At 42.1% G+C, this 23055-nt stretch carries 20 protein-coding genes; 18 read left to right on the top strand and 2 right to left on the bottom strand.

Annotation, left to right across the window (positions count from 1 at the left end):
- Window positions 1–200 precede the first annotated feature (200 nt).
- The 8 genes from JK628_RS14795 to JK628_RS14760 all read left to right on the top strand — a co-directional run bounded on the left by JK628_RS14795 (window position 201) and on the right by JK628_RS14760 (window position 12095).
- On the top strand, window positions 201–1394 hold the full coding sequence (locus tag JK628_RS14795) for a porin (protein WP_202285389.1): 1194 nt from the start codon (window positions 201–203) through the stop codon (window positions 1392–1394).
- A 1397-nt stretch (window positions 1395–2791) separates the two neighbouring features.
- Window positions 2792–5596: a TonB-dependent receptor gene (locus tag JK628_RS14790; protein ID WP_202285388.1), complete on the top strand. Its 2805-nt coding sequence runs from the start codon at window positions 2792–2794 to the stop codon at window positions 5594–5596.
- A 1547-nt stretch (window positions 5597–7143) separates the two neighbouring features.
- Entirely contained in the window at window positions 7144–7926 is a 783-nt protein-coding gene (locus JK628_RS14785) for a DUF3450 domain-containing protein (RefSeq protein WP_202285387.1), read from the top strand.
- Window positions 7926–9281, top strand: coding sequence for a MotA/TolQ/ExbB proton channel family protein (locus tag JK628_RS14780; RefSeq protein WP_202285386.1), 1356 nt, complete (start codon window positions 7926–7928; stop codon window positions 9279–9281). The genes JK628_RS14785 and JK628_RS14780 overlap by 1 nt, the downstream gene beginning before the upstream one ends.
- Complete coding sequence (locus tag JK628_RS14775; RefSeq protein ID WP_202285385.1) at window positions 9281–9805, top strand: MotA/TolQ/ExbB proton channel family protein; 525 nt, start codon at window positions 9281–9283, stop codon at window positions 9803–9805. Before JK628_RS14780 ends, JK628_RS14775 begins: the two co-directional genes overlap by 1 nt.
- Window positions 9806–9818: 13 nt before the next feature.
- Window positions 9819–10223 carry an ExbD/TolR family protein gene (locus tag JK628_RS14770; RefSeq protein WP_020913264.1) on the top strand — a complete coding sequence of 135 codons (405 nt, stop codon included), beginning with the start codon at window positions 9819–9821 and terminating at the stop codon, window positions 10221–10223.
- Between the two features lies 1 nt (window position 10224).
- Entirely contained in the window at window positions 10225–10845 is a 621-nt protein-coding gene (locus JK628_RS14765; protein ID WP_202285384.1) for an energy transducer TonB, read from the top strand.
- A gap of 2 nt (window positions 10846–10847) precedes the next feature.
- Window positions 10848–12095 carry a tetratricopeptide repeat protein gene (locus JK628_RS14760; RefSeq protein WP_202285383.1) on the top strand — a complete coding sequence of 416 codons (1248 nt, stop codon included), beginning with the start codon at window positions 10848–10850 and terminating at the stop codon, window positions 12093–12095.
- A 139-nt stretch (window positions 12096–12234) separates the two neighbouring features.
- Here the strand turns inward: JK628_RS14760 and JK628_RS14755 are convergent, their stop codons facing one another.
- Window positions 12235–12741 carry a diguanylate cyclase domain-containing protein gene (locus tag JK628_RS14755; RefSeq protein WP_202285382.1) on the bottom strand — a complete coding sequence of 169 codons (507 nt, stop codon included), beginning with the start codon at window positions 12739–12741 and terminating at the stop codon, window positions 12235–12237.
- Between the two features lie 74 nt (window positions 12742–12815).
- Here JK628_RS14755 and JK628_RS14750 point away from each other — a divergent pair, with 74 nt between their 5' ends.
- The 6 genes from JK628_RS14750 to JK628_RS14725 all read left to right on the top strand — a co-directional run bounded on the left by JK628_RS14750 (window position 12816) and on the right by JK628_RS14725 (window position 18392).
- Entirely contained in the window at window positions 12816–14639 is a 1824-nt protein-coding gene (locus JK628_RS14750; RefSeq protein ID WP_202285381.1) for a DUF885 domain-containing protein, read from the top strand.
- A 108-nt stretch (window positions 14640–14747) separates the two neighbouring features.
- On the top strand, window positions 14748–15026 hold the full coding sequence (locus tag JK628_RS14745; RefSeq protein WP_202285380.1) for a peptidylprolyl isomerase: 279 nt from the start codon (window positions 14748–14750) through the stop codon (window positions 15024–15026).
- Between the two features lie 31 nt (window positions 15027–15057).
- A complete protein-coding gene (locus JK628_RS14740; protein ID WP_202285379.1) occupies window positions 15058–15591 on the top strand; it encodes a GNAT family N-acetyltransferase in 534 nt (177 codons plus the stop codon).
- Between the two features lie 78 nt (window positions 15592–15669).
- Window positions 15670–15915, top strand: a complete 246-nt coding sequence (locus JK628_RS14735) for an RNA-binding S4 domain-containing protein (RefSeq protein ID WP_202285378.1) — start codon at window positions 15670–15672, stop codon at window positions 15913–15915.
- Window positions 15916–15924: 9 nt separating this feature from the next.
- Entirely contained in the window at window positions 15925–16311 is a 387-nt protein-coding gene (locus tag JK628_RS14730) for a ribonuclease E inhibitor RraB (protein WP_202285377.1), read from the top strand.
- Between the two features lie 116 nt (window positions 16312–16427).
- Complete coding sequence (locus tag JK628_RS14725) at window positions 16428–18392, top strand: NERD domain-containing protein kinase family protein (RefSeq protein ID WP_202285376.1); 1965 nt, start codon at window positions 16428–16430, stop codon at window positions 18390–18392.
- 17 nt (window positions 18393–18409) lie between these two features.
- On the opposite strand, the gene gcvA is transcribed toward JK628_RS14725, so the two are convergent.
- On the bottom strand, window positions 18410–19303 hold the full coding sequence (gene gcvA / locus JK628_RS14720; RefSeq protein ID WP_202285375.1) for a transcriptional regulator GcvA: 894 nt from the start codon (window positions 19301–19303) through the stop codon (window positions 18410–18412).
- A 131-nt stretch (window positions 19304–19434) separates the two neighbouring features.
- Between gcvA and JK628_RS14715 the strand changes: the two genes are divergently transcribed.
- The 4 genes from JK628_RS14715 (at window position 19435) to JK628_RS14700 (ending at window position 23054) form a co-directional block, all read left to right on the top strand.
- A complete protein-coding gene (locus tag JK628_RS14715) occupies window positions 19435–20208 on the top strand; it encodes a TSUP family transporter (RefSeq protein WP_202285374.1) in 774 nt (257 codons plus the stop codon).
- Window positions 20209–20332: 124 nt separating this feature from the next.
- Window positions 20333–20719 carry a BlaI/MecI/CopY family transcriptional regulator gene (locus JK628_RS14710; RefSeq protein WP_202285373.1) on the top strand — a complete coding sequence of 129 codons (387 nt, stop codon included), beginning with the start codon at window positions 20333–20335 and terminating at the stop codon, window positions 20717–20719.
- Window positions 20719–21681 carry a M56 family metallopeptidase gene (locus tag JK628_RS14705; protein ID WP_202285372.1) on the top strand — a complete coding sequence of 321 codons (963 nt, stop codon included), beginning with the start codon at window positions 20719–20721 and terminating at the stop codon, window positions 21679–21681. The genes JK628_RS14710 and JK628_RS14705 overlap by 1 nt, the downstream gene beginning before the upstream one ends.
- Window positions 21682–21776: 95 nt before the next feature.
- Window positions 21777–23054 carry a TolC family protein gene (locus JK628_RS14700; protein WP_202285371.1) on the top strand — a complete coding sequence of 426 codons (1278 nt, stop codon included), beginning with the start codon at window positions 21777–21779 and terminating at the stop codon, window positions 23052–23054.
- Window position 23055 lies beyond the last annotated feature (1 nt).

Below are 23055 nucleotides of genomic sequence, written 5' to 3'. Positions count from 1 at the left end.
GTTAACAAATGGTTTAATCCTTTGGCTGAAGTCGGTTTGCTAGTTAATTCGGTGCAAAATATGGCTGCTTTTGTGACATTCGTCTTTGAGTGATTGCTAATCTTTTGCTAACCTCGTCTGCAAATAGGATAGAAAGAAAACAACGGAATGGAAATATATTGAATGAAGCAGACTGAACATAATTAAAGGTTAGGCATTACATGAAAAAGACTTTAGTAGCATCGGCTTTGGCCGCAGTGATTTTTGTACCAACAGCATCAGCAATCGAAGTATATAAAGATGATAAGAACGCAGTAGAAATCGGTGGTTGGATTGATGCACGAGTGATTAACACTCAAGGTGCTACAGAAGTTGAAAACGGTTCTTCACGTATTAATTTTGGTTTCACTCGCGATATGGGTGATGGCTGGAAGACATTTGCGAAAATCGAGTGGGGCGTAAACCTAGTAGGTAATAGCTCTATTGAAACAGGCTCAAATAACACATTTACATCAGAGAGTAATGATTTCTTAAGTACTCGTTTAGGCTATGTAGGTTTAGCTCATGATACCTATGGTTCATTAACCATTGGTAAGCAATGGGGCGCATGGTATGACGTGGTTTATAATACTAACCTAGTAAACACTTGGGATGGTAATGCGTCAGGTACTTATACCTTAAACAAAGCCGACGGTGCTATTAACGGTACTGGCCGTGGTGACAAGACTGTTCAGTATCGTAACGCATTCGGTGATTTTAGCTTTGCTGTTCAAGCTCAGTTAAAGCAAGATAGCTTTGACCTTTACGCTGATGAAGAAGTGAATCTGTTTACGGCTGCCGCTGTAGCAACTCAAAACAAGATTGCGTCAGTTGAGTACAACAACACTTACGGTGCTTCTGCAACTTATAATGTGTCTGACAACCTGATTGTTACCGCGGGTGCCAATATAGGCGAGTTTGAAGCAACCTACTTGACCGGCAAAACGGTTACCGAAACTGATCTTATTTTTGGTGCAGGTGCGACGATAGGCGTATTTAACAGCAAAGGCTTTTATGGTGCTGTAAACGTCAACAAGCAAGAATTCCACGATACTGATAACTTGGATCGTTACATTCAAGAAGCATGGGGCCTTGAGTCACTATTCGCTTATCAGTTTGATAACGGTCTACGTCCAATTGTTGGTTACAACATATTAGACGCTGGTGACGAATACGGCGATGCATATAATGGCGATGTATTTAAGCGTCAGCAGTTAATCGTTGGTTTACACTACGTTTGGGATGACAACACTATGTTGTACCTAGAAGGTCGTAAAGACTACAGTGATTTCACCAGCTCTGATAAAGCTCAGCAAGCTGCGATGGAGTTCTCGGAAGACGACGGGATCTCAATCGGTATTAGATATTACATGTAATATCTAATCGATGACTATCCTAGTTGACCTAGGGTAGTGGATATCTAAAAGCCAGTAGCTTCACGTTACTGGCTTTTTTTGTTGTTATGGTCGAAAAAAAGAGCTGCTAGATTCTAGCTGCTTGCTATTTGGTCAACGATGTTCTCAAATCCTTAATCTGTTTTAGATATGCATCGCAATTTTAGCACCACAGTTCCTGTTCTATAGGGTTAAGTTCTGGGTAATAGGGCGGAAACTTAAGTTGGAATAAGCGTACTTAGGGGGCGCCAACGACCATAAGAGCGTGTAGTCTTACGATAGTGGTGTCAGGCATCTGTTTCTGATGGTTGCTTAGGATGTTGGAACTACAAGTTATACAACCCCATTTTTGCGCGCGCATTAAATGACATGCAACCGATTATACTCACTAATTATGCCGCCACGATTTGGCTTAACTGGATAACTGCTATTAAAAGCCTTTAACGGTTCCCTGAAGATTAAAGTGCTCCCAGCCCATAGAAAAGATAAACTGAAATCCGTTTATTAACGCCATATTCTTCCCTAGTGATATACGTAGTTTTGTGATCGAGTTTAGTCGCGCTAAGGAGCAAACTCCTATTAGTTGCTTCGCAAACAGTGCAAATCTGTCAGATGAATGCATTTACAACATACATAGAGTGGCAATGCGTGGAACTACTCATTTAATAGTGCAGGTATTGGTAAATGTGAAACAGATGTAATTCAACGGGCTAGTTCCTTGTCAAGTGTTTTGTTTGAAAGCAGTTCCTACAGTATTTTTTTATCAATAATTTTAATAGTCCTTGCTGGTGGGGGGTGTTTTTATAGTTTATTATTTTATTACAAATGGTTAATGGTTTATTTTCTGTTGTTTAGGCCTTTTTGTTAGTGTACGTTTTTCTTTACGATAAAAGTTTAATCCGCTAAGGTTTCTAGATTAATTAGTTATTTTCGCTTGGGTAAGCCCATAATTTATATGTGCAATAGAATCTCATCTACGGCCTTGTTACGGGGATTTTTTCATGTTTTATTTATTGTAATACCTAGCAGTGTATACTGTATAAGATCTACGAATAGTTAGCTATACCAGTATGTTAATCTATATGTCTATTATGACACGCTGCGACAACCCTGTTTCATTGTGTATGTTCTTCGCTTTTCTAACTTATCTCTCCTCAATTTTATTTTATCAATATCGTTTGCTTCTTTAGGCTTTCAACTTGACGCCTTCAAATTAGGTTAACAAATTATTAGCAGGGTGGCGGATGGTTGTTACATGTGTTGTAAAAATGTAGCCGCTGTGTTTTTATTTGTTTGCAAGTGATGAGGGTTACAACTTTTTCATTAGAGGGTAACTTGCTTGCTTAAAAACTATAAAGGAAAGTCCAGGGAGATTTACAATGTATAGAAATAACTTATTAGCCAAATCTGTGCGAATCGCATTAGTTGGTGGCGCTATGTCAGTCGCTTTTACTGCTCCAACAGTATTTGCAGCTGAAGAAGTAGAAAGAATTACTGTAACAGGTTCAGCGATAAAACGAACGGATTTAGAAGGTGCGTTACCTATTACTGTAATTTCGAGAGATGATATTGACAGGTCAGGTGTTACAAATACCGCAGATTTATTACAACAACTTCCATCTATGCAGGGGTTCACAACATCTTCTGATTCAGTTGGCGGAGGTGGTGGTGGTATTCAAACTGCATCAATCCATGATCTAGGCGAAGCATATACTTTAGTTCTGTTAAATGGCCGACGATTAGCTCCAGCAGATTCTGGTAGTACTATTGACGTCAGCTCTATCCCAATTTCTGCCATTGAACGTGTGGAAGTGTTGACTGATGGAGCCTCTGCTTTATATGGGTCAGATGCTATTGCTGGTGTTGTTAACTTCATTATGAAGGAGAACTTTCAAGGATTTAATATCAACGCTAGATATGACAAGCCCCAAGAAACAGGCGGTTCTGGATACGATTTAGGCTTTACTGCTGGTTTTGGTGATATAGAAAGTGATGGTTTTAATGTGATGCTTTCATATAGCCATAACGAAAGAGAGCAGTTGAAAGCAGTTGATAGAGATTTTGCAAGTTCGGGAATTATCTCATTTAACGATAACGGAAGAGACCTTTATTTTTTCAACGGTTCCCCTAATGCTATTCCAGCTAATGCTAGGGTGAGATATGATACAGGTGTTATTGATCCTGAAACCGGTGAAAGCATAGTCAACGGACGAACTTTTAATCCGTATGCAGCTGAAAATAAAACATGTGCAGTAAATACATCTGCTATAGATGCAGAATGCTTTTTTGATTACACAACTACAATTGAGATAGTTCCTGAATCCACACGCGACAGTGTTTTCTTGAGTGGTGACCTTGAACTCACTGATGATCTGCGTTTATTTGCGGATGCTTCAGTATCAAATTTTAAAATGACGACTCGTATAGCTCCTTATCCAACGGGCTATTTTAATTTACCAAGTGCAGGTTCGCCTCTAGTTGAACAGTATGTAGTACCTTACCTTACAGATGCAGAACGTGCAGCGTATGATTCTGGTGATTTATCTGTGCAGGCTCGCTGGAGAGCTCTACCTGCTGGGAATCGTACGACAGAGTGGGATACACTTTCAACTCAGTTAGTTGCAGGGTTAGAAGGTGGCTTTGGTGACTTTGAATATTCAGGTGCGGTCACATATTCTTCAAATGATACAGACGAAAATTATCCTACAGGTTGGTTACTTCGAGACCCATTTGTTGAGGCTGTAAGTGCTGGTGATATTAATGTTTTTGTGCCTGCATCTGAAATGGATGATGCTTCTCGAGCGGCACTTGATAAAACTGTGTTTAGTGGTAACTGGGGATCGACAAAAGTTGAAGTTAAAGGCGTAGATTTTAAAGGTTCTATGCCGATATTTTCAATGGATGGTGGAGACGCATACATCGCTGCTGGTTTCGATTATCGTCAAACTCAATACACAAGCAAATTATCAGATGCTCAGAAAAATGCAGAAATATTATTTCTAAGTGCTGGCGATCCATATGATCTAGAACGTGATAATTACGGTGTGTTTGCAGAGATTTCTCTACCTATAATAGAGGACTTAGAAGTTACAGGCTCATTACGTTATGATGGTATTAGTGGAGTCGATGATAATCTTTCAGGTGAAAAACTAAGCGGCGATCTTAACGATACGACTTATAAAGTTAGTGCCCGTTATCAAGCCACTGACAGCTTACTATTAAGAGCATCATACGGCACAGGTTTTAAAGCTCCTTCAATGCTGCAAATTGGCCAACCTAAAGCTGAATTTGGAGTTACTAGTGATACTTATAGCTGTCCGTTCCCGAGTAGTGACCCTATGGCGCAATATTGTTTAACAGGCGCATCCCAATACAGTGTGTTTAGGGAAGGTTATGCCGATTTAAAACCTGAGACTTCTAAGCAATATTCTGGAGGTTTTGTGTTTGCGCCTAGTGCCGAATTCTCATTTGGCCTAGACTATTGGAACGTCGAGATGGAAGAGGTCGTTACTCGTTTAACTGAAAGGCAGATATTTGCTGATCCAGTGCTATACAGAGAGTTATTTACAACTAAGACAAACTTAGCAACGAATGAAGAAGAGCTAGCAATTATTCAGGCTGCTGTAAATATAGGTAGAACAAGTAATAGCGGAATCGATTGGAATACGAATTTATTGAACGATTTCGGTTGGGGTGAATTACACACTAATTTCGCAGGTACATATATGATTGAAAGTGATCGTAGTGTACCAGGAAGCCCGGATGAAATGACTAATAGTATGGGACAGTTTGGTGATAATAACGCAGTGACTTTCAGAGTCGTTGCTAAACTATCAACAACATTGAAGCATGATGATTTTGCCCATACATTTACAGCAAACTATAAATCGGGTTATCAGGATCAGTTCCAGTCAGCTGATGACTGTGCGGTAACTGAGGTCGATGCATTTGGCGATTGTGTAAATGTTCAGTTACGTGTTCCTTCATTTACGAAAATTGATTATCAGTCAAAATACTTCGTGATGGATAATATGTCAGTAACATTTGGAATTAACAATCTATTTGATGTACAACCTAGCTTATCATTACGCACTGGTGGCGCTGGACATCAGGTTGGTTTTGACCCTCGTTATTCTGATGCCTATGGTCGTACCTTCTATATACAAGGTGATTATACTTTCTAAAGTAATGAAACATACTGTATATAAGCCGAACTAGTTTGACGGCTACAGAAATAAAAAGCCAGTCGGAGTATCCAGCTGGTTTTTTATTTTCTGCTGTCTTGTCCTAGAATGTGTTTACACATTTAGGGCTTAAATATGACAACTTGAGTAGCTATACATAATAAAGTCTCATAACGAAACTATTCATTCAACTTTAAAGTAATGGTTATGGCAAGTACGTTTTTAACTGCTTTAATTGAGTTTTTACTTATACTAGCTGCTATAACTTCAGGAATTAACGTGGCTAAATATCCGGATGAAGAGTGAGTAGCTTTGATAAATCAGCAGCTTGCTAATGGAATGCCGATTACAGGTTACTGATTGATGTCGCTAACATCAGTACAGTGTCAGAAGTTTATACGCCTGTATAGCTTGTGAGAAAAGTAAAAATACCCAGGCTTTTTGTCAAGGCTAGAGTTGCAACAACAGCCATCCCAATAATTAAATTTTTCGAACCTGCTTAGAGCCCCTCCTGGACGTATCATAATATTAGTGACTATAGATTAACTCGATGTAATCGCTATGCAGCGATTTATGGATTTTATAGAACCGTTTCTATGACAGCCTTTCACAGTGATAAGAGTTGACTCAGTCACTGGCTTATCCCCGCTACCATCATGATTAATACTGAATATGCTCGGCTCTATGGCGTTCGTAAGTGGCTAAAACTCAGAGCGGTGTGCAGGTGTCAATGGGTATTCTATGAGGCAGTCTTTGCGGATTTTTACAGACTATATCTATATTGCGACTTTCACTGGCGGCAATTTGTGCTGAATTTGAAGTCATTTATTAACATTTTTTTATGCAATAGTGAGGTGAATATATCTTGGTATCGGCTTGGCTTGTTAACCATAGGACGGAGATGCCTAGTGTTCCTTTTGGATATAAATGAGCATGCTAAAGTCGGTTTTTTGGCTAAAAAAATATTTTTTTATTCTTATTTTGAACTTAGGTTACTAATTTATAGGAGAAGAGCACTGATTAATTAAGGTTTTCCTCCTAAATAACATCAGTTGTTAAAAGCGTCAGTTAGTTATTCTATCAGACGGCTGGTTGTTTTTTAGCCCCGTTCGAGCAGGAGATGACAGTAGTAATGTTAATCTTTGCGCCTTGTGGTGTTAACGGTTTGTTAATTTTAACTTCGGTAGGACCTGATTGTTTATTGACTTTGTTTACAGCTAGTTATGATAGCTTTAGTTTCTTTCTTTTCATTTTATCATCATTTTGTATTACATGAAGTTCTAAAAAACAGCGCTCCCGATTCTTTTCTAGCCTTTAAGCTCGTTTTTCACAAGTTTTAGCGGTTTCCAAATGTTGACACAGGTCAACATTTTGTGAAATGATGCCAGCGGGTCTACACCCTCGAAGGTGTAGAAAAGGGAAGATAATAATTAACAATCACAATAGAAAGACGAGCTTAGGCACTGGGAACTAAAGCAAAATAAGCGTACGCACCCTGTTGTCGATAAGTTAAAGCTTTTTTAATCACTTCAAATTGGTTGGGAACTATGTCCAAGGTAAGCAATAAAACAAAAATCGCTACAGCGCTCATTGGCGCACTAGCCCTAGCAGGCAGTAACTTAGTGATTGCCGATCCTCTTTCTGATGTTCAGAAAGCTGACAGTAAAATTCACGCTGACGCGGCGACGTCTCAGAAGAAAGTTGATAAGTATTTTGACCAAGCTCAGGACATGTTGTTCGAGTATGGTTCAGTTGCTGATGAGCGTGAGTCACTAAAATCTTATAACGATTACGTAGCAGGCTTGGTTGCAGACCAAGAAGCTACCATGAAATCTATTCAAGGTGACATCAACGGTGTTGATGCATTACGTCAAGGCGTCGTGCCTTTGATGTTTAAAATGGTTGACGCTTTAGAGCAGTTTGTCGCTCTAGATCTTCCATTCAATAAGGAAACACGTGTAGCACGTGTCGAAAACCTTAAAACAATACTTAACAGCGCAGAAATAACGCTGGCTGAGAAGTATCGTCTAATTCTTGATGCATATTCAATTGAACGTGAATATGGCACCACACTTGCTGTTAAAACTGGTCAGCTACAGCTAGATGGTAAAGACGTTTTAGTCGACTTCTTTAACTTCGGCCGCGTATCTTTATATGCTATGAGCTTGGATCAGAAGTCTGCTTGGATGTATAACGGAGACACTAAAGGTTGGGATCAATTAGAAGATAGTAATCTTCGTGAACTCACCAAAGGTATTCGAATTGCACGTAAACAGGGTGCACCGGATCTATTCTCGTTACCAATTCCTGCTGCGGAGGCTGCACAATAATGAAAAAGTTTATAACTACAGCAATCGTTGCTGCGAGCCTGACATTCACGGCTGGTTTTGCAAACGCTGCAGATGCACCAAAGACAATCGATCAACTACTTAACCAAGTAAAAGTTGACCGTGCGAATGCATCAAAGACAAACGCAAAGCGTGAGCAAGAGTTTAAAAATGAACGTGGCGATAAAGCTGCACTACTAAAGCGTGAGAAAAATGCTTTAGCGGCAGAGCGTCAACGTGGTAAAGATTTAAATCAAGCGTTTTTGGATAATGAGCGTAAAATTGCTCAATTAGAAGAAGACTTAAAAACAGCTCAAGGTGACTTGGGTGAAATGTTTGGTGTTGTTAAAGGCGATGCGGGCGACTTTGCTGGTAAGCTAGCGGGTTCAAACGTTTCTGCACAGTACCCAGGCCGTGATGTATTTATCGCTGAGCTTGGAGCACGTAAGCAGCTACCAAAAATTGACGAGCTAGAGCGTTTCTGGGAAGAGCAGTTGTTTGAAATGGCTGAATCTGGAAAAGTAGTTAATTTTGAAGGTTCAGTAACTGCAATTGATGGTAGTGTGCATAACACCACTATTACCCGTATTGGTGCATATAACCTATTAGCCGACGGCAAATATGTTGTATTTAACGCTGATCTAAACCTAATCCAGGAGCTTTCACAGCAGCCTGATGGTTATCAAGTGAAGTCAGCTGCTGCTTTCCAAGGAGCAACATCAGGTACTCCAAGTGTTTATATTGACCCTGTTCGCGGCGTATTGCTAAATATCTTTACCCAAAAAGCAACTATCGAAGAGCGTATCGAAGCGGGTGGAACGATTGGTTACATCATTATCGCATTGCTAATTCTTGGTGCTCTTATCTCTATCGAACGTTTAATTACACTTGGTGTAGTTGGTGCTAAAGTTAAGGCTCAACGCAAGAATGTTGAAAATCCAGGTAACAACGCATTAGGTCGTGTACTTAAAGCTTACCAGGACAACAAAGACGTTGATGTTGAAACGCTAGAGCTGAAACTTGATGAAGCCATTCTGAAAGAGACGCCTGCACTTGAGACTCGTATCTCTATCATCAAGGTTCTGGCGGCTATCGCACCTATGATGGGTCTACTTGGTACGGTAACCGGTATGATTGCAACCTTCCAGAGTATTCAGTTGTTCGGTACGGGTGATCCTAAGCTTATGGCTGGTGGTATCTCTATGGCACTAATGACTACTGTACAAGGTCTAGTTGCTGCGCTACCGCTAATGTTGATGCACGCTGTTGTTATTGCACGTAGCAAGTCAATCGTACAAGTTCTAGAAGAACAGAGCGCTGGCATCGTTGCTTCACACGCTGAGAAGAGGAAAGCCTAATGTTATTCCTGATGGATATCTGGGATTCCGTCAGGGGCTTCATGGCCTCCGGGGGCGACGTCCTCTGGCTGGTTGCGGCTGTATTGTTTGTAATGTGGGTATTGATGCTTGAACGTTACTGGTATCTTAACTGGATATCACCAAAGGAACACAAAGCAATCATTACGGCATGGCAAGCGCGAGAGGATTCAACCTCTTGGTATGCACACCGCATCCGTGAAGCTTGGGTATCCCAAGCGAAGCAAGATTTAACCGCACGTATGCTGTTAATCAAAACCTTAGTTGCGATCTGTCCTATGATAGGTCTACTAGGTACCGTAACCGGTATGATTTCAGTATTCGATGTGATGGCAGTTCATGGGACGAGTAATGCTCGTATGATGGCAGCTGGTATTTCAATGGCAACCATGCCGACAATGGCAGGAATGGTTGCAGCGTTATCGGGAGTATTCTTTAGTACTCGCCTTGATGCAAAAATGAAAATCAGTTTAGCGAAGCTAAAAGACAGCATGCCGCACCACTAGAGAGAGATTGAACATGGCACGTAGAAAGCATTCAAGCGTAGACGAAGAAGCAGAGATTGATATGACACCGATGCTCGACATCGTGTTTATCATGCTGATCTTCTTTATTGTAACAACCTCGTTTGTAAAGCCATCAGGCCTTGACTATAACAAGCCTGAAGCTTCACAAGCGACTAAGAAGCCTTCTGCTAACATCTTTATCGGTGTGAGCAAGACAGGTGTCATCATGATGGAAAACCGTCAAGTTGATATCGAACGTGTAACTGCAAACGTTGAACGTATGCTTGCAGAAGCACCAGAGGCAGCAGTATTAATTCAAGCAGACCAAGAAGCTAAACATGGTTTAGTGGTTAAGGTACTTGATAACGTTAAAGCGGCGGGTATCGATAAGATATCTGTATCGGCGGGGAACGAGTAATATGCTGAGAGGAATAGTATCATTCATAATTGGTGGTGCTGTGACTTTTGCTTTGTTTGTCTTCATGGCATTTTTGGTAGGTGGCGGTCCAACCCGCCACGATGCTTCGACAGAATCACCTGTCATTGAAATAACCATGAACAAAGATGATGCAACAGCGCAGAAAAAGCCAAGGGTTAAGCCTAAACCGCCTACTCCGCCAGAGCAGCCGCCAAAACCGGATACTACGCCACCTGACAGTTCATCTGACATTGATACAAATATGTCATTTAACATGGGTGGAGTGAATGCCGGTGGAGCTAATACTGGATTTAAACTAGGTAACATGATGACGCGAGATGGTGATGCTACACCAATCGTGAGAATCGAACCTCAGTATCCAATAGCTGCTGCGCGTGATGGTAAAGAGGGTTGGGTTCAGCTTAGCTTTACTATTAATGCACTTGGTGGAGTTGAAGATGTAAAAGTCATCAAGGCCAAACCTAAGCGTATCTTTGATAAAGAAGCTCGTAGAGCACTGAAAAAGTGGAAATACAAGCCTAGAATTATCGATGGAAAAGCGCAAAGTGTACCCGGGCAGACTGTCCAACTAGATTTTACTTTAGATAAGGGAGGAAAGTAGATATGCGTAAAGTAAATACTATCGCTGCTGCTTTGATGCTTTGTCTAGGGGGAAGTGTCGCAATCGTGCCTGCCGTGTCAGCGGCAGAGAAATGCCCGATTGAAATGCGAAAGTCTAAAGCCGTTGGTCAGAGCGCAGCGAAGAAAGTACAGAAATCTTTTAAAGCTTACACTGAAGGTAATGTCGATGAAGCAATTACGATGTTATTGGAAGCAAACGCTAAAAGTGATTTTGATAAAGCTTATATTGCACGTATGCTGGGTAACTTCTATGCTGAGAAAGGGCAGATGCAAACCGCTGTTAAGTACCTAAAAACAGCTGTAGAAGCAGATATCCTCGGTGGTGTAGACCATGCGCAAACTCTGAAACTTTATGCCGATCTCTTGATTCAAGAGAAGAAGTTTAAAGAATCAATTCCAGCTTATTACAGCTGGATGGAGTTTACTTGTAAAGAAGAAGCAAACGTATACCGTCGTATTAGTGTTGCTTATTCTGAGTTAAAGCAGTGGGATAAAGTTCTTGAAGTTGCGGATAAAGGTTTAGCTATTGCAGATAAACCTGATAAAAGTCTTTATCAGCTAAAACTTACTGCGTATTTTAACAAGAAAAACTATAAGCAAGCTGTTAACGTCTTAGAAACAATGGTGCCATTGTTTCAGGAAGACAAGCGCCTTTGGGTACAGTTAGCTCAGTTTTATTTGATGACTGAAGACTTTGATAAGTCTCTAGCCACTTATGATTTAGCTTATAAAAATGGATTTTTGGAATCTGCGAGTAACATTCAACGTTTAACGCAGTTACTTGCACAAAAAGGTTCGCCATATCGTGCAGCTCAAATCTATGCTAAACATATTAAGTCTGGTTTAGTTAAAGAAGACGCGAAAACGCTCAAAATATTAGCAGGATTTTATCATAACTCTAAGGAGCTGAAACAAGCTGCTGCGACTTATGGTAAAGCTGCTGCTATTGATAATGATGGTAAGCTTTACCTTCGACAGGGACGTATTCTGTCTTTGGATGGTAAAAGTAAGCCAGCTATTACAGCGTTGAAGAAAGCACTTGATGCTGGAGTTAAGAGCCCAGGGGAAGTTCAGTTTGAACTCGCTTTGGCCTATCTCAATTTGAAGCAATACAAGAGCGCATACAAGTATGCGAAGCTTGCAGCTAAAGACAAGAAAACAAGTCGTGCGGCTAAAAGTTATATCTCTTATATTAAAGAAAAAGCGCGAGTTCATAACGTAACGCTTTAACTTTTTTGAGTGAAAAAAAGCCTCTTTTAAAGAGGCTTTTTTATTTCTAGCGTATTATTTTGTCGAGAACAACGCTTTAGTTAGTCTTCATTAACCGGGGCTTTATGGCTACTGTTGTTTGCGAGAGTCAAAGGCTGGTTTATAAGCTAACGAGCCTGTCATTAAACGCTTGGTTATTTCGCATCCTTAAGCTTTGTTGCTCCACCGTTTCAAATAGTGTTTCTAGGTACACGTTCGAAGATGGATAGCAAATACATCCAGTTAGCTCATATGATATTTCTGCATGTGTTTCTTTCTGATAGATTCTGTTGAAGTCAGCGATTCTGTTCTCCACTCTATCGATTACAATCTTAGTTCCAGATGCATCAGTTTCAAAAATCCCCAAGGCAAATGACTGATTATCCAGCCTTGCTAGCAAGTCGCTGGTACGCAGTAGGGCATCTTGTACCTGCTTCATGAATAATTCTAACAATTGAGGTTGAGAAATAGTTCCATGAATGTGCGGGCATAGATACAATAAGGCCAGACTTTGGTGATCACGTATATGGCGATGCCATTCACGATTAAATACTTCCATAAAATAGGTTTGGTTATACACACCTGTTTCTGGATCTCTAAAACCAGAATTACTAAAAGAGTAAATCATGAGTCACTCCTATAAGACTTAAGGTTAAGTATAGAAAAGATCGCTCACTTACATTGAATAAAAGGAAGATTAGAATGAAAAAGGCGATAGTCGCATTGTCTATTAGCATGGTACTCGGTATGACGGCTTGTGGTGATAAAGCAAATACCCAATTAAAAGAATCTGATACAGCAAAGAGTACAGCGTTAAGTCAAGAGCAAACCGTAGAGCAAGCTTATCTAGCTTTGGTCGATAATTATTTTAAAGACCAGCTTGCGCTTGAACCTATCTACGCAACATTCGTTGGCGTTAATGATTACAACGATAAATTTGGTGATGGATTATCAGATGATTACTTGAAACAGCGCCACAATTTGAATAAGCGCTATTTGAGTGACGTCAAAAAAGTCGACCGCAGCAAATTGTCAGATGACTTAAAACTCAGTTATGACATGTTTACCTATGACCGTAATGTCGCCATGGCAGATGAGACCTTCCCGAACCACTTTATGCCAATGAATCAGTTTTATAGTACCGTCATTAGCATGGTCCAGTTGGGCACGGGTGAAAGTGCCCAACCTTTCCAAACAGTAGAAGATTACCGTAATTGGGAGAAACGTTTGCAAGGATTCATCGAGTGGATGAAATTTGCGCAAGTGCGTATGGATGAAGGCATTGCGAGTAAGGTGGTATTACCTAGAGTGCTAGTTGAGCGTATCATTCCTCAATTGACAGCTCAATTAGTCGACAAACCTGAAGACAGCCTGTTCTATAGCCCTATCAATTTAATGCCTGAGTCGTTCTCTGCTGCTGATAAAGTGGCGCTAACATCCGAATATAACAAGCTTATTGCTGATCAGCTGCTACCAGAGTTAGCTGCATTACGTGATTACTTCCAAAACACTTACCTAAAATCAGCTCGTGCAAGCGACGGTTGGTGGGGCTTACCGAATGGCAAAGTTTGGTATCAACACTTAGCTAACTCTCATACGACTACGACTATGCCGGTAGATGAGATCCATAAAATTGGTCTAGATGAAGTTGCACGCATACTGTCTGAAATGGATAAAGTACGTCAGCAAGTGGGTTTTGAAGGCGATCTAACGGCATTCTTTGCCTCGTTGTCTTCAGAACCTCAGTATTTCTTTGATGATCGTCAGGGGCTTATTGATGGTTATATGTTGCTAAAAGACAAAATCAATCTTGAGTTACCTAAGTATTTCAATGTTATGCCTAAGGCTGATTACATCGTCAAACCCGTAGAAAGTTTCAGAGAGCAATCGGCCGCGGGTGCATCGTACGAGTCTCCAGCTGTTGACGGTTCGCGTCCAGGGGTGTTTTATATCAATACATACAACCTCAAGGCACAACCAAAGTGGGGGACGACGACGTTATCATTGCATGAAGCGGCACCAGGACATCACTTCCAGATTGCGATTAAGCAAGAGTTGTCCGGCGTACCTGAGTTCCAACGTTTTGGCAATTACACGGCATTCGAAGAAGGTTGGGCGCTTTATGCTGAATATTTAGGTATTGAAATGGGACTATTTGAAGATCCGTACCAGTACTTTGGTAAGCTATCGGATGAGATGCTACGTGCAATGCGTCTGGTTGTAGACACAGGGTTACACGCAAAGGGCTGGACCCGTGAACAGGCGATTCAGTACATGAAAGACAATTCGCCGATGGCGGAGTCTGACATCGTTGCTGAAGTTGAACGTTACATGGCGATACCAGGCCAAGCTTTATCTTATAAAGTCGGTCAGCTAAAGATCCTGTCTTTACGTGCACAAGCGGAAAAAGCGTTAGGCGATAAGTTTGACTTAAAGATATTTCACGACCAAATATTAACCTCAGGCTCACTCCCTATGGAAGTGATGGAACTAAAAGTTAATGACTGGATAGCGTCGCAACAATAGAGTCGACCACAGATAACCCCGCTGGAATATTCGCTAATATTTGGGATATACTATCGGGGTTTAATTTTGCCAAATAGGCAACTATTTTTAATTTATAGGAGTTACTCCATGGTACAAGCAACAGCAAGACATCTACTAGTAGATACAGAGCAGCAGTGTGAAGCGCTAAAACAACAGATCCTTGATGGTGCTGATTTTGGTGATATAGCTAAAGCAAACTCGTCTTGCCCATCTTCTGCCCAAGGTGGTGATTTAGGTTCATTTGGACCTGGTATGATGGTTAAAGAGTTTGATGAAGTGGTTTTTAGCGCGCCTTTGAATGAAGTTCAAGGTCCTGTTAAAACTCAGTTCGGCTACCACTTGTTAGAAGTCACTAGCAGAGGCTAATAGCCTGCAGGCTATTTAAGTAGGACATAACATGCTCGAACTGTATTCCGATAGATTAAGGTTAAGAACACTCAGTCCAAGTGATTGGGATAACTTTTTATATACTCATCTAAGCGAAGAGTTGAATAAATATGTTCGAAAACCGCAAGCAGAAATCGTAATACGAGAAAAGTTCGAGCGTGCACTTATCCCTAATGATCTTGCTGTTGATGAACGATTATTAGTGGTAGTGGAAGAGGTTCAGCAGCATGATTTCGTCGGCTTTGTGAGTCTACATCATTCAGATGAATCTGTAGGTCGGTACGAAGTCGGCTATATGCTGCATGATAATGCGCAGGGTCGCGGTTTTGCCAGTGAAGCATTAAAAACGCTCATAGATTGGTTATGTATTGCACATAATCCCCACAAACTCATAGCACTTTGTGCCGACGAGAATATCGCATCATCAAGAGTGTTGGAAAAGTGCGGTTTTATTCAGGAAGGTCTATTGAGGCAAAACTGGAAAGTGGGCGAAAATTGGTTGGACGAACGGCTTTATGGCCTACTCATGGCAGAAAGAGCTTAGTCACTCGATAAAGCGTACGCTCGCTTGATGATTTGAGTGTTATAATGCGGTAGTTTAGTAAATTAAAGGCGAATTAACGTGAGTTCAGATACTCCAACGCTGACATTAAAGTCAGGCGAAGAATATATCGAGTTATACAAAGTATTAAAAGTTCAAGGAATGATTAGCGGTGGCGGAGAGGCCAAGCACATTATTTCTGAAGGTAAAGTTACAGTTAACGGTGAAGTAGAGACCCGTAAACGTAAAAAAGTGATAGCGGGTGAAGTTGTCAGCTTTAATGACGAATCTGTGCAGATTATTGCAGCGTCCGAAGCAAGCGAATAGAGGTTTTATATGCAGTTTCCAGATGATGATAACGGCAAGATGCTCCAGGCGATGGCCGATGCAGGTATCGATTTATCCGTTGCACTCGATGTTGATTTTTTCTTGGTCTTTGAAGACCAGCGCGATGCAGAGTCAGCGGTAGAGGAGCTTAGTAAATCAGATCTTGATGGCGAGATAGAGCTTCTCTTAAATGATGACTCTGGTAAATGGGAAATAATTGTTTGCCTCAATATGGTTCCAGCCTACGAGACGATTGTTGAACAAGAGCTAAATCTGCATGAATTTGCGCAGGAGTTTGGTGGTGTCACTGATGGGTGGGGCGTAATGCAACATCAGGAAGGTGATGATGAGTTCGCCGATGATGACCATGAATGCAGCGATGATTGTAAACACTAATTTGCTGTAAAAATAAGCTCTAAAAATCAGTTTTAAAATTAGCCACTTAAATAAGTGGCTTTTTTGTGCCCAGACGTTGAGTATGTTGGTATCGATTGCCACACAAGGAGATAAGAATGGCAAGAATGATAAGTTTTGGTACGCCAGTTAATGATGCTGAGCGTTGGGCATTTTCATTGCTCGCAGATGAACTACCTGAAGATTATATTTTACTGACCAATGTAGAGATCCCCACAAAATCGGGGCAAGCCATGGAAGTCGATGCACTGGTTATTGGTGAATGGGGCGTTTATGTTGTCGATGTTAAAGGTTATATCGGCCGCTTAGACGCGGGCCTGCATGCTTGGTCGCTTGATGGCCGTGAAGTTGATAACAGTTTAGCCAAAGCTAACTATGTCGCCCGAGTCTTGGCGGGTAACGTCAAGCATAAGATCCCCGTCGGTGTTTATGCCCCTTGGTGCCAAGGCATGGTGTTTATTACCGGCCGTAAAGGTGAAGAGATTGAGCTTGAGAAACATCAAGGCTCTTTGAGTATCTACACACCGAAGCAGATTGTCGCTGCGCTTACCAAAGAGTGGGGACTCACTGCGCCGAGAAAGCACCAAGTTACCGATACCCAAAAAGAGTTGGTGTTGGAAACGATTGGCCAAGTGGCGATTGTTGAACAGCGAAACAATAAAATTCAAGATTTTACCAAACTAAAATGCCTGTTTATTCAAAGTGGTTTAGAGGTTTGGCAAGCCGAGTATAATCCGGGGGAGTGGACTGCTCCCTGGTTGCTTAAAGTATTAATTCCGACTCAATTTGACGATAGTAGTCAATCTGAAACCCATGAAACTCAACTTAGAACCGAGTTTCAACGACTACAAGCATTATCTGGATGCAGTGGTGTGCCATATTGTGCACCGTTAATACAAGATGGTGAGCAGTTAGTACTTCCTATCCGTATGCCCCGTGGTGTACCGCTTAACGTGCTAGAGTCTGAACAGATGACTACCTATCAGTTGTTGGAAATTCTGCGCCGAAGCGTATCGGGGCTGCAGCAGATCCACCGTCGTGGTTTTACAGTGGGTGGCTGGACAAGTAACTGTATTTTTGTCTCTGACATGGGTGACGTCGAATTTATCGATATCAAAGATACATTAAGCGTTAGCAATGATATCAAAGCCTATGCGCAAGGGTTCTTAGCAATCGCAGAACAAACTAAGCAACCTAGGGTTTACCAATGGTATCGCGCTGCTATAGCGGGTGAAACGAATGATCTAGATGCACTTCGATGCGATCTTTCGGCATTGATTGATCAGGGCGTTTGCGACACCGTGCCTGAAAAAATAGCGGTGACCAAGGGCGCGATTATTGATCATCATTTTGAACTAGAACAATTTATTGCTGCCACCAAAACCAGTCAATTTTGGCGAGCTAAACATCTGCAAGGGCAGTATCAGTGCGGCGTATCTATCTATAGTAATGTGGCAGCTGACTGGCCAATGCTCAGTAATACCTATCGTAGTCTAGCCAAACTTTTTCATCCTCATATTGAAAAAGTACTCGCCTTTGGTCAACTGCCGCAAAGTGAAGAGCTGTTTATTGCTAGGGCATGGGAGTATGGCGTCTCAATTGACGAGCTACCGGAAATAGAAATTGGTCAACCGATGAAATGGTTTAGCCAGTTACTCACAGGTCTGCAGTACATGCATCAGATGGATATCTATCATGGTGCTATTTGTCCAAAGAACATCATCTGTAATCCCAACAAAGCCATTCTAGTTAACTTTGGTATTGGCCTCGATATCGCTGCTAGCCATTACGCGAGTCAGTATGCTGATCCAACGCTGTGGGATGTAGAAGGGCAGGCAGAGAAGGATCTCTATGGTCTAGTTGCAAGCTTTATTGATGCCTTGGCTCCAACAAGTGCTAAAGGTGACTTGGGGCCAGCTGGCATTATCAATGCTCTAGAAGCATTCGACAGAGAATGGTTTGGCGACGCACTGTTCGATGCTTGTCATAAAGTCCTTAGGTTTGAGCTAGCTATTGAACCAGGCCTTAGCTACTTAGCGTTGTTCGACTTAGCTGAGTCATAAGTGGATTGTATGCATATCTACGGTGTTTCTCTGTAGGGGCTAAATAGTTCGAGCAACCAATCGATAAAAGATTGTACCTTCAATGATAGGTTGCTCGATTTAGGGGCTAATAGGTAATAGCTGTAAGGGCTAGTGAACTTAGCTTCAAAGGGGATCACTAGCTTTCCCGTCTTAAGCTCATCTTCAATAAAAAAACGTGGGATTAGCGCAACCCCCATTCCACTCGTTGCAGCTTGGCTCAGCATGTAAAAGTGCTCTACACCAAACTTATTTTCTGTTGTCAGTTTAATGCCAACATCTTCCGCCCAGAGCTGCCAAAGATCAGGGCGAGTCGTATGCTTAAGCAGTGTCATTTGGTTGATAGAGTCCAATGATGTCAGCTGTTTGCTTAATTCAGGCGAACACACAAGGCAAAGATCTTCATCCATTAACTTCATCACATTGAGCCCTTTAGGCACCGAAGTGGCGCTCCGCACTGCGATGTCATACTTAGCGTTATTAAAATCAACCTCAAAGTCACCAATAGATAGATCAACATAAAGATGTGGAAAGCGAGATTTAAACTGCTCCATGCGCGGGATAAGCCAACTAATGCTTAAGCTTGGTAGCACGTTAATGGACAGGGTTTGTGTGCGCAGTGGATGTTCAATTAAGTCTGCGGTGGCGTTATTAATGGTCTGCAATGCTGATTGGACATTAATAAAGTACCTTTCACCTTCATCAGTGAGTTTTAGGCTACGATGCTGGCGCACAAATAGCGGTGTACCAAGATACTCTTCTAATATTTTAACCTGCTTACTGACTGCACCATGAGTCACAAATAGTTCTTTACTAGCAAGAGTAAAGCTCAATAATCGAGCTACAGCTTCAAAAGAACGTAGCGAGTTAAGTGGCGGGAGATGAGAGTACATTAGCTGCCTTGTTAGTTTTTACAGTTGCTTAGGTGTGACTAATTCTCACACGAAGAATACCATAACTCCTTTGTGTTTTAACTGCAAACCTCGTTTAATAACGCTACTTTACTTACCAAGCTGTAGCCAAAATGACAATTGAACTCACCTTTGAACTAATTGCTCTGCTATTTTTCGTGGCAGTAGTTGCCGGTTTTATCGATGCCATTGCTGGGGGCGGTGGCTTACTCACCATTCCAGCACTTATGTGGGCGGGCCTGCCACCTACTGCGGCATTAGCGACCAATAAACTTCAGGCCTGTGGTGGTAGTTTCTTTGCCAGCCTGTACTTTGTTCGCAAAGGCTTGGTTAATTTGGCTGATATGAAACTGAGTATTGGTTGCGCCTTTGTGGGGGCTGCGCTAGGTACAATAGCGGTGCAGATGATAGACACTGCCTTTCTTGAGGTCATGCTGCCGTTTCTTATTCTGGGAATTGGTGCGTATTTTCTGTTTTCGAAAAAAATCAGTGAAGAGGACAAGCACCAAGTGTTTACACCCGGGGTATTTGCTTTTACGGCGGCGTTAAGTATCGGTTTTTATGACGGTTTCTTCGGTCCCGGCACCGGCAGCTTTTTTGCCTTAGCCTTTGTATCACTGGCGGGATATGGACTAGCCAAAGCCACTGCCCATGCCAAGGTGCTAAATTTTTCGACCAATATTGCTTCATTGATCTTCTTTGCCATTGGCGGCAAGGTATTTTGGCTACTCGGCGCTATCATGCTAGTTGGCCAAGCAATAGGCGCAACATTAGGCTCAAAAATGGTGGTGACTAAAGGCACAAAAATTATCAAACCCTTGGTGGTGACCATGTCGATCGCCATGAGTCTTAAGTTACTTTCACAGCAGTACGGCTGGTTTGGTTAATCATACCAATCCCATTAAATAGTAAAAGAAAGGTAAAACCGATTGACAATGGGTTTTATCTTTCTATATATTAAACCTATCGCCGATAGGTTTAATGATAACGAGTGCCCAAAAGGAGCATCACATGCAGTTAGGAGAGTTAGAAAAGCTTGTTTTACACTATTTGTGGGAAAATAAGTCTGCTGACGCAAAGCAGGTGCACGCCTATTTTGAGAAGCAGCGGGGCGGTTCCTACAATACCATTCAAAGCACCTTAGACAGGCTGTTCAAAAAGGGCCTATTGTCGCGTTATAAAGAAGGGCATGCCTTTCAATATCAAGCGAAAGTCGAGCGACATGAGTTGATAGGCCAACTGATCAATTCAGTGACCAGTGATTTCGTAGCTGAAGGCGAAACCAGCCTAGTCGCCGCTTTTTCTTCAATATCTAACGATCTCAATGTAAGCCAGCTCGATGCCTTAGAGCTGATGATAGAAAAGCAAAGACTTAAGCTTGAACAGGAAAGTAAATAATGATTGAAGGCACTTTAGCCGTGTGGCTAAACATTAGCGCGATTGCAGTTATTAGCTTTGTTGCTGCGAATATTATCGTGTCGATATTAGTCGCTATTTTTGATGCTAAAGTGGCCCGTTTTGAATTGAAATCTCGAAAAGTTGCCTTGTGGTTGGTCGTCACTTTGCCTTGGGTCGCCGCGCTTGTTGTCGCTTTGTATTTTTCTTTGTCTGATCTGAGCTCACCCTTTGTTCAACAAACGGGTGCCTATGCCCATTGGCACCATATGACCACATTTGAGCTAGCAAGTTGGCACGCTGCGACCTTGATCCTCGCTCTACTAGGCTTGAGTTTTACTGTACTGAAAAAGCTACGAGCGCTGCGTCAACACCAGCAGTCAATGCAATCTTTACATGGGTTATCAACGTCGCTCAGTGATGGCGTTTATCAGCTTAAAACATCTGAGTTAAGTGCTTTTGCAAGCGGCTTTATCAAGCAGCGTTGTTATATCACCTCAGGCTTGCTTGCAAATAGCAGCGAAGATGAACAGCAAGTGATCTTAATGCATGAACGGGCGCATATGGCTAGCAGAGACCCACTCAAAAAGTGGCTGTTTAATTTGTTAGCAAGTTTTTTTGTTATCCCGATTGCACAGCGGTTGAAGCTACAGATGGTGCTAGCCATGGAGCAAGCTGCAGACAATGCAGTGATAGGCAGCAAATACTCTTCAACATTTATCGCCTCGACACTGGTCAAAGTTGCCCGTTTGAATGCCAATAGTCATAACTTTGTAGATAACGAAATGGTAAGTAGCTTTGGTGCTGAAATTCTAGAGCAGCGTGTATATTCACTGCTTGGTGAGTTAACGCTTAAACCGATAAGTAGCCCGTTAACTATCACACTAATGATTATCGTGACTGCGGTATCGGCTTATTCAATTGATGCAATTCATCATTTAATCGAGACTCTTTTTACCCACTAAATTTGGCAAAGCTTTAGGCTTTTGTTTACCCATAAAACCGATAACCTCTCGGTTTAATACATCAATTCTCGTCTTAGGGCGTAAGGATAAGGTTAATGCATCGCTGTAAAAACTTAAACTTAAAACCGATCGTCAATCGGTTTAATATTGGAGTCACACTAAGTTTGCTAAGTATTAGTGTTATTTCACCTATCGCACAAGCGCAACAAGTGGTGACACTAAAAGACGCTGTAGGCTTAACGTTTGCGCAAAACCCGCAGCTTAAAACCTATATTTATCAAGCAAAAGCGGCTGAGGGTAGGGTAGAGCAAGCGGGCGTATCTAGCCCTATGACCATGGGGGTTGGCATCGAAGATGCCTTTGGTGGCAGTAATCGTTCCGGGGTATCAGCCATGCAAACGACTTTGAGTCTGTCATGGTTACTCGATGGCGATATTGTCGATGCTCGGCAAAAGGTCGCTACCGCTCAATCGACTCTAAGTACGTTTAATCGAGACCTACAGGCCATTGACCTCGCTGCCAGTACCGCGACGATATTTGTCACGCTTTTGTCTCAGCAAGAAAAATTGAAGCTTGCCAAATTGGCTCAAGTTGAAGCTGCTGCTGCGGTTAAAAGTATCAGTAAAAGGGCGCTTGCGGGCAAATCAAATGCCATCGATCAACTGCGAGCTGAAGCTGATTTATCACAAAAGCAGCTGCTAACCGAAGATTTAACCCACGAAATCGCTGCTAGCAAGCTGGCGTTAGCGGCGCAGTGGAACGGTAATACTGATTTTATTGTCGAGGGCAGCTTACTTAATACTCCGCTCTCACAAGTGTTGTCTGCGGAGCGCATCGATAACTTGCGCAGCAACCCAAAATTGCAGCTGTTTATTGAGCAACAAAAGATAAAACAGTCGGAAATAGCACTCGCTCGTCAAACGCAAAACCCGGCGTGGCAGGTAACAGCTGGCATGAAGCGTGATGAACAAGTTGATGATTTCTCTTTTATCGCGGGCGTCTCAATTCCACTCGGCGGTAACGATCGTAACAAGGGGCAGATCATCGCGCTTAACGCCCAAAAAAGCCAACAACAGGCCGAGTCAGACGCATGGGTCAAAACGGTAACCACCCAGTTGCAGTTGCTAAGTAGCAAGTTAAGCCACGGTCGTCATGTCATCGACAGCCTAAATAGCAGCACAGTGCCGTTGTTAGAAAGCGCATCCGTTAAAGCTCAGCGCGCCTACTTGCTAGGGGGCTACAACTTTACCGATTGGTACGGCGTAAAGCAGGAACTGATCAGCGCCCAGTACGCGCTAATTGAAGCCTATACCCAGATCCATATCAATAACATTGAATTTGAACGCTTAACCGGTGTTTCTCTTAATAATTGAA

The organism is Shewanella sp. KX20019, assembly GCF_016757755.1.
Taxonomy (GTDB): domain Bacteria; phylum Pseudomonadota; class Gammaproteobacteria; order Enterobacterales; family Shewanellaceae; genus Shewanella.
The sequence above is the reverse complement of the archived record's forward strand: the minus strand, read 5'-3'. Positions and strand labels throughout refer to the sequence as shown.

Bases quoted from the DNA above. Each gene is read 5' to 3' on its own strand.
- JK628_RS14795 (WP_202285389.1), top strand. From the start codon at position 201: ATGAAAAAGACTTTAGTAGCATCGGCTTTGGCCGCAGTGATTTTTGTA.
- JK628_RS14790 (WP_202285388.1), top strand. From the start codon at position 2,792: ATGTATAGAAATAACTTATTAGCCAAATCTGTGCGAATCGCATTAGTT.
- JK628_RS14785 (WP_202285387.1), top strand. From the start codon at position 7,144: ATGTCCAAGGTAAGCAATAAAACAAAAATCGCTACAGCGCTCATTGGC.
- JK628_RS14780 (WP_202285386.1), top strand. From the start codon at position 7,926: ATGAAAAAGTTTATAACTACAGCAATCGTTGCTGCGAGCCTGACATTC.
- JK628_RS14775 (WP_202285385.1), top strand. From the start codon at position 9,281: ATGTTATTCCTGATGGATATCTGGGATTCCGTCAGGGGCTTCATGGCC.
- JK628_RS14770 (WP_020913264.1), top strand. From the start codon at position 9,819: ATGGCACGTAGAAAGCATTCAAGCGTAGACGAAGAAGCAGAGATTGAT.
- JK628_RS14765 (WP_202285384.1), top strand. From the start codon at position 10,225: ATGCTGAGAGGAATAGTATCATTCATAATTGGTGGTGCTGTGACTTTT.
- JK628_RS14760 (WP_202285383.1), top strand. From the start codon at position 10,848: ATGCGTAAAGTAAATACTATCGCTGCTGCTTTGATGCTTTGTCTAGGG.
- JK628_RS14755 (WP_202285382.1), bottom strand. From the start codon at position 12,741: ATGATTTACTCTTTTAGTAATTCTGGTTTTAGAGATCCAGAAACAGGT.
- JK628_RS14750 (WP_202285381.1), top strand. From the start codon at position 12,816: ATGAAAAAGGCGATAGTCGCATTGTCTATTAGCATGGTACTCGGTATG.
- JK628_RS14745 (WP_202285380.1), top strand. From the start codon at position 14,748: ATGGTACAAGCAACAGCAAGACATCTACTAGTAGATACAGAGCAGCAG.
- JK628_RS14740 (WP_202285379.1), top strand. From the start codon at position 15,058: ATGCTCGAACTGTATTCCGATAGATTAAGGTTAAGAACACTCAGTCCA.
- JK628_RS14730 (WP_202285377.1), top strand. From the start codon at position 15,925: ATGCAGTTTCCAGATGATGATAACGGCAAGATGCTCCAGGCGATGGCC.
- JK628_RS14725 (WP_202285376.1), top strand. From the start codon at position 16,428: ATGGCAAGAATGATAAGTTTTGGTACGCCAGTTAATGATGCTGAGCGT.
- gcvA (WP_202285375.1), bottom strand. From the start codon at position 19,303: ATGTACTCTCATCTCCCGCCACTTAACTCGCTACGTTCTTTTGAAGCT.
- JK628_RS14715 (WP_202285374.1), top strand. From the start codon at position 19,435: ATGACAATTGAACTCACCTTTGAACTAATTGCTCTGCTATTTTTCGTG.
- JK628_RS14710 (WP_202285373.1), top strand. From the start codon at position 20,333: ATGCAGTTAGGAGAGTTAGAAAAGCTTGTTTTACACTATTTGTGGGAA.
- JK628_RS14705 (WP_202285372.1), top strand. From the start codon at position 20,719: ATGATTGAAGGCACTTTAGCCGTGTGGCTAAACATTAGCGCGATTGCA.
- JK628_RS14700 (WP_202285371.1), top strand. From the start codon at position 21,777: ATGCATCGCTGTAAAAACTTAAACTTAAAACCGATCGTCAATCGGTTT.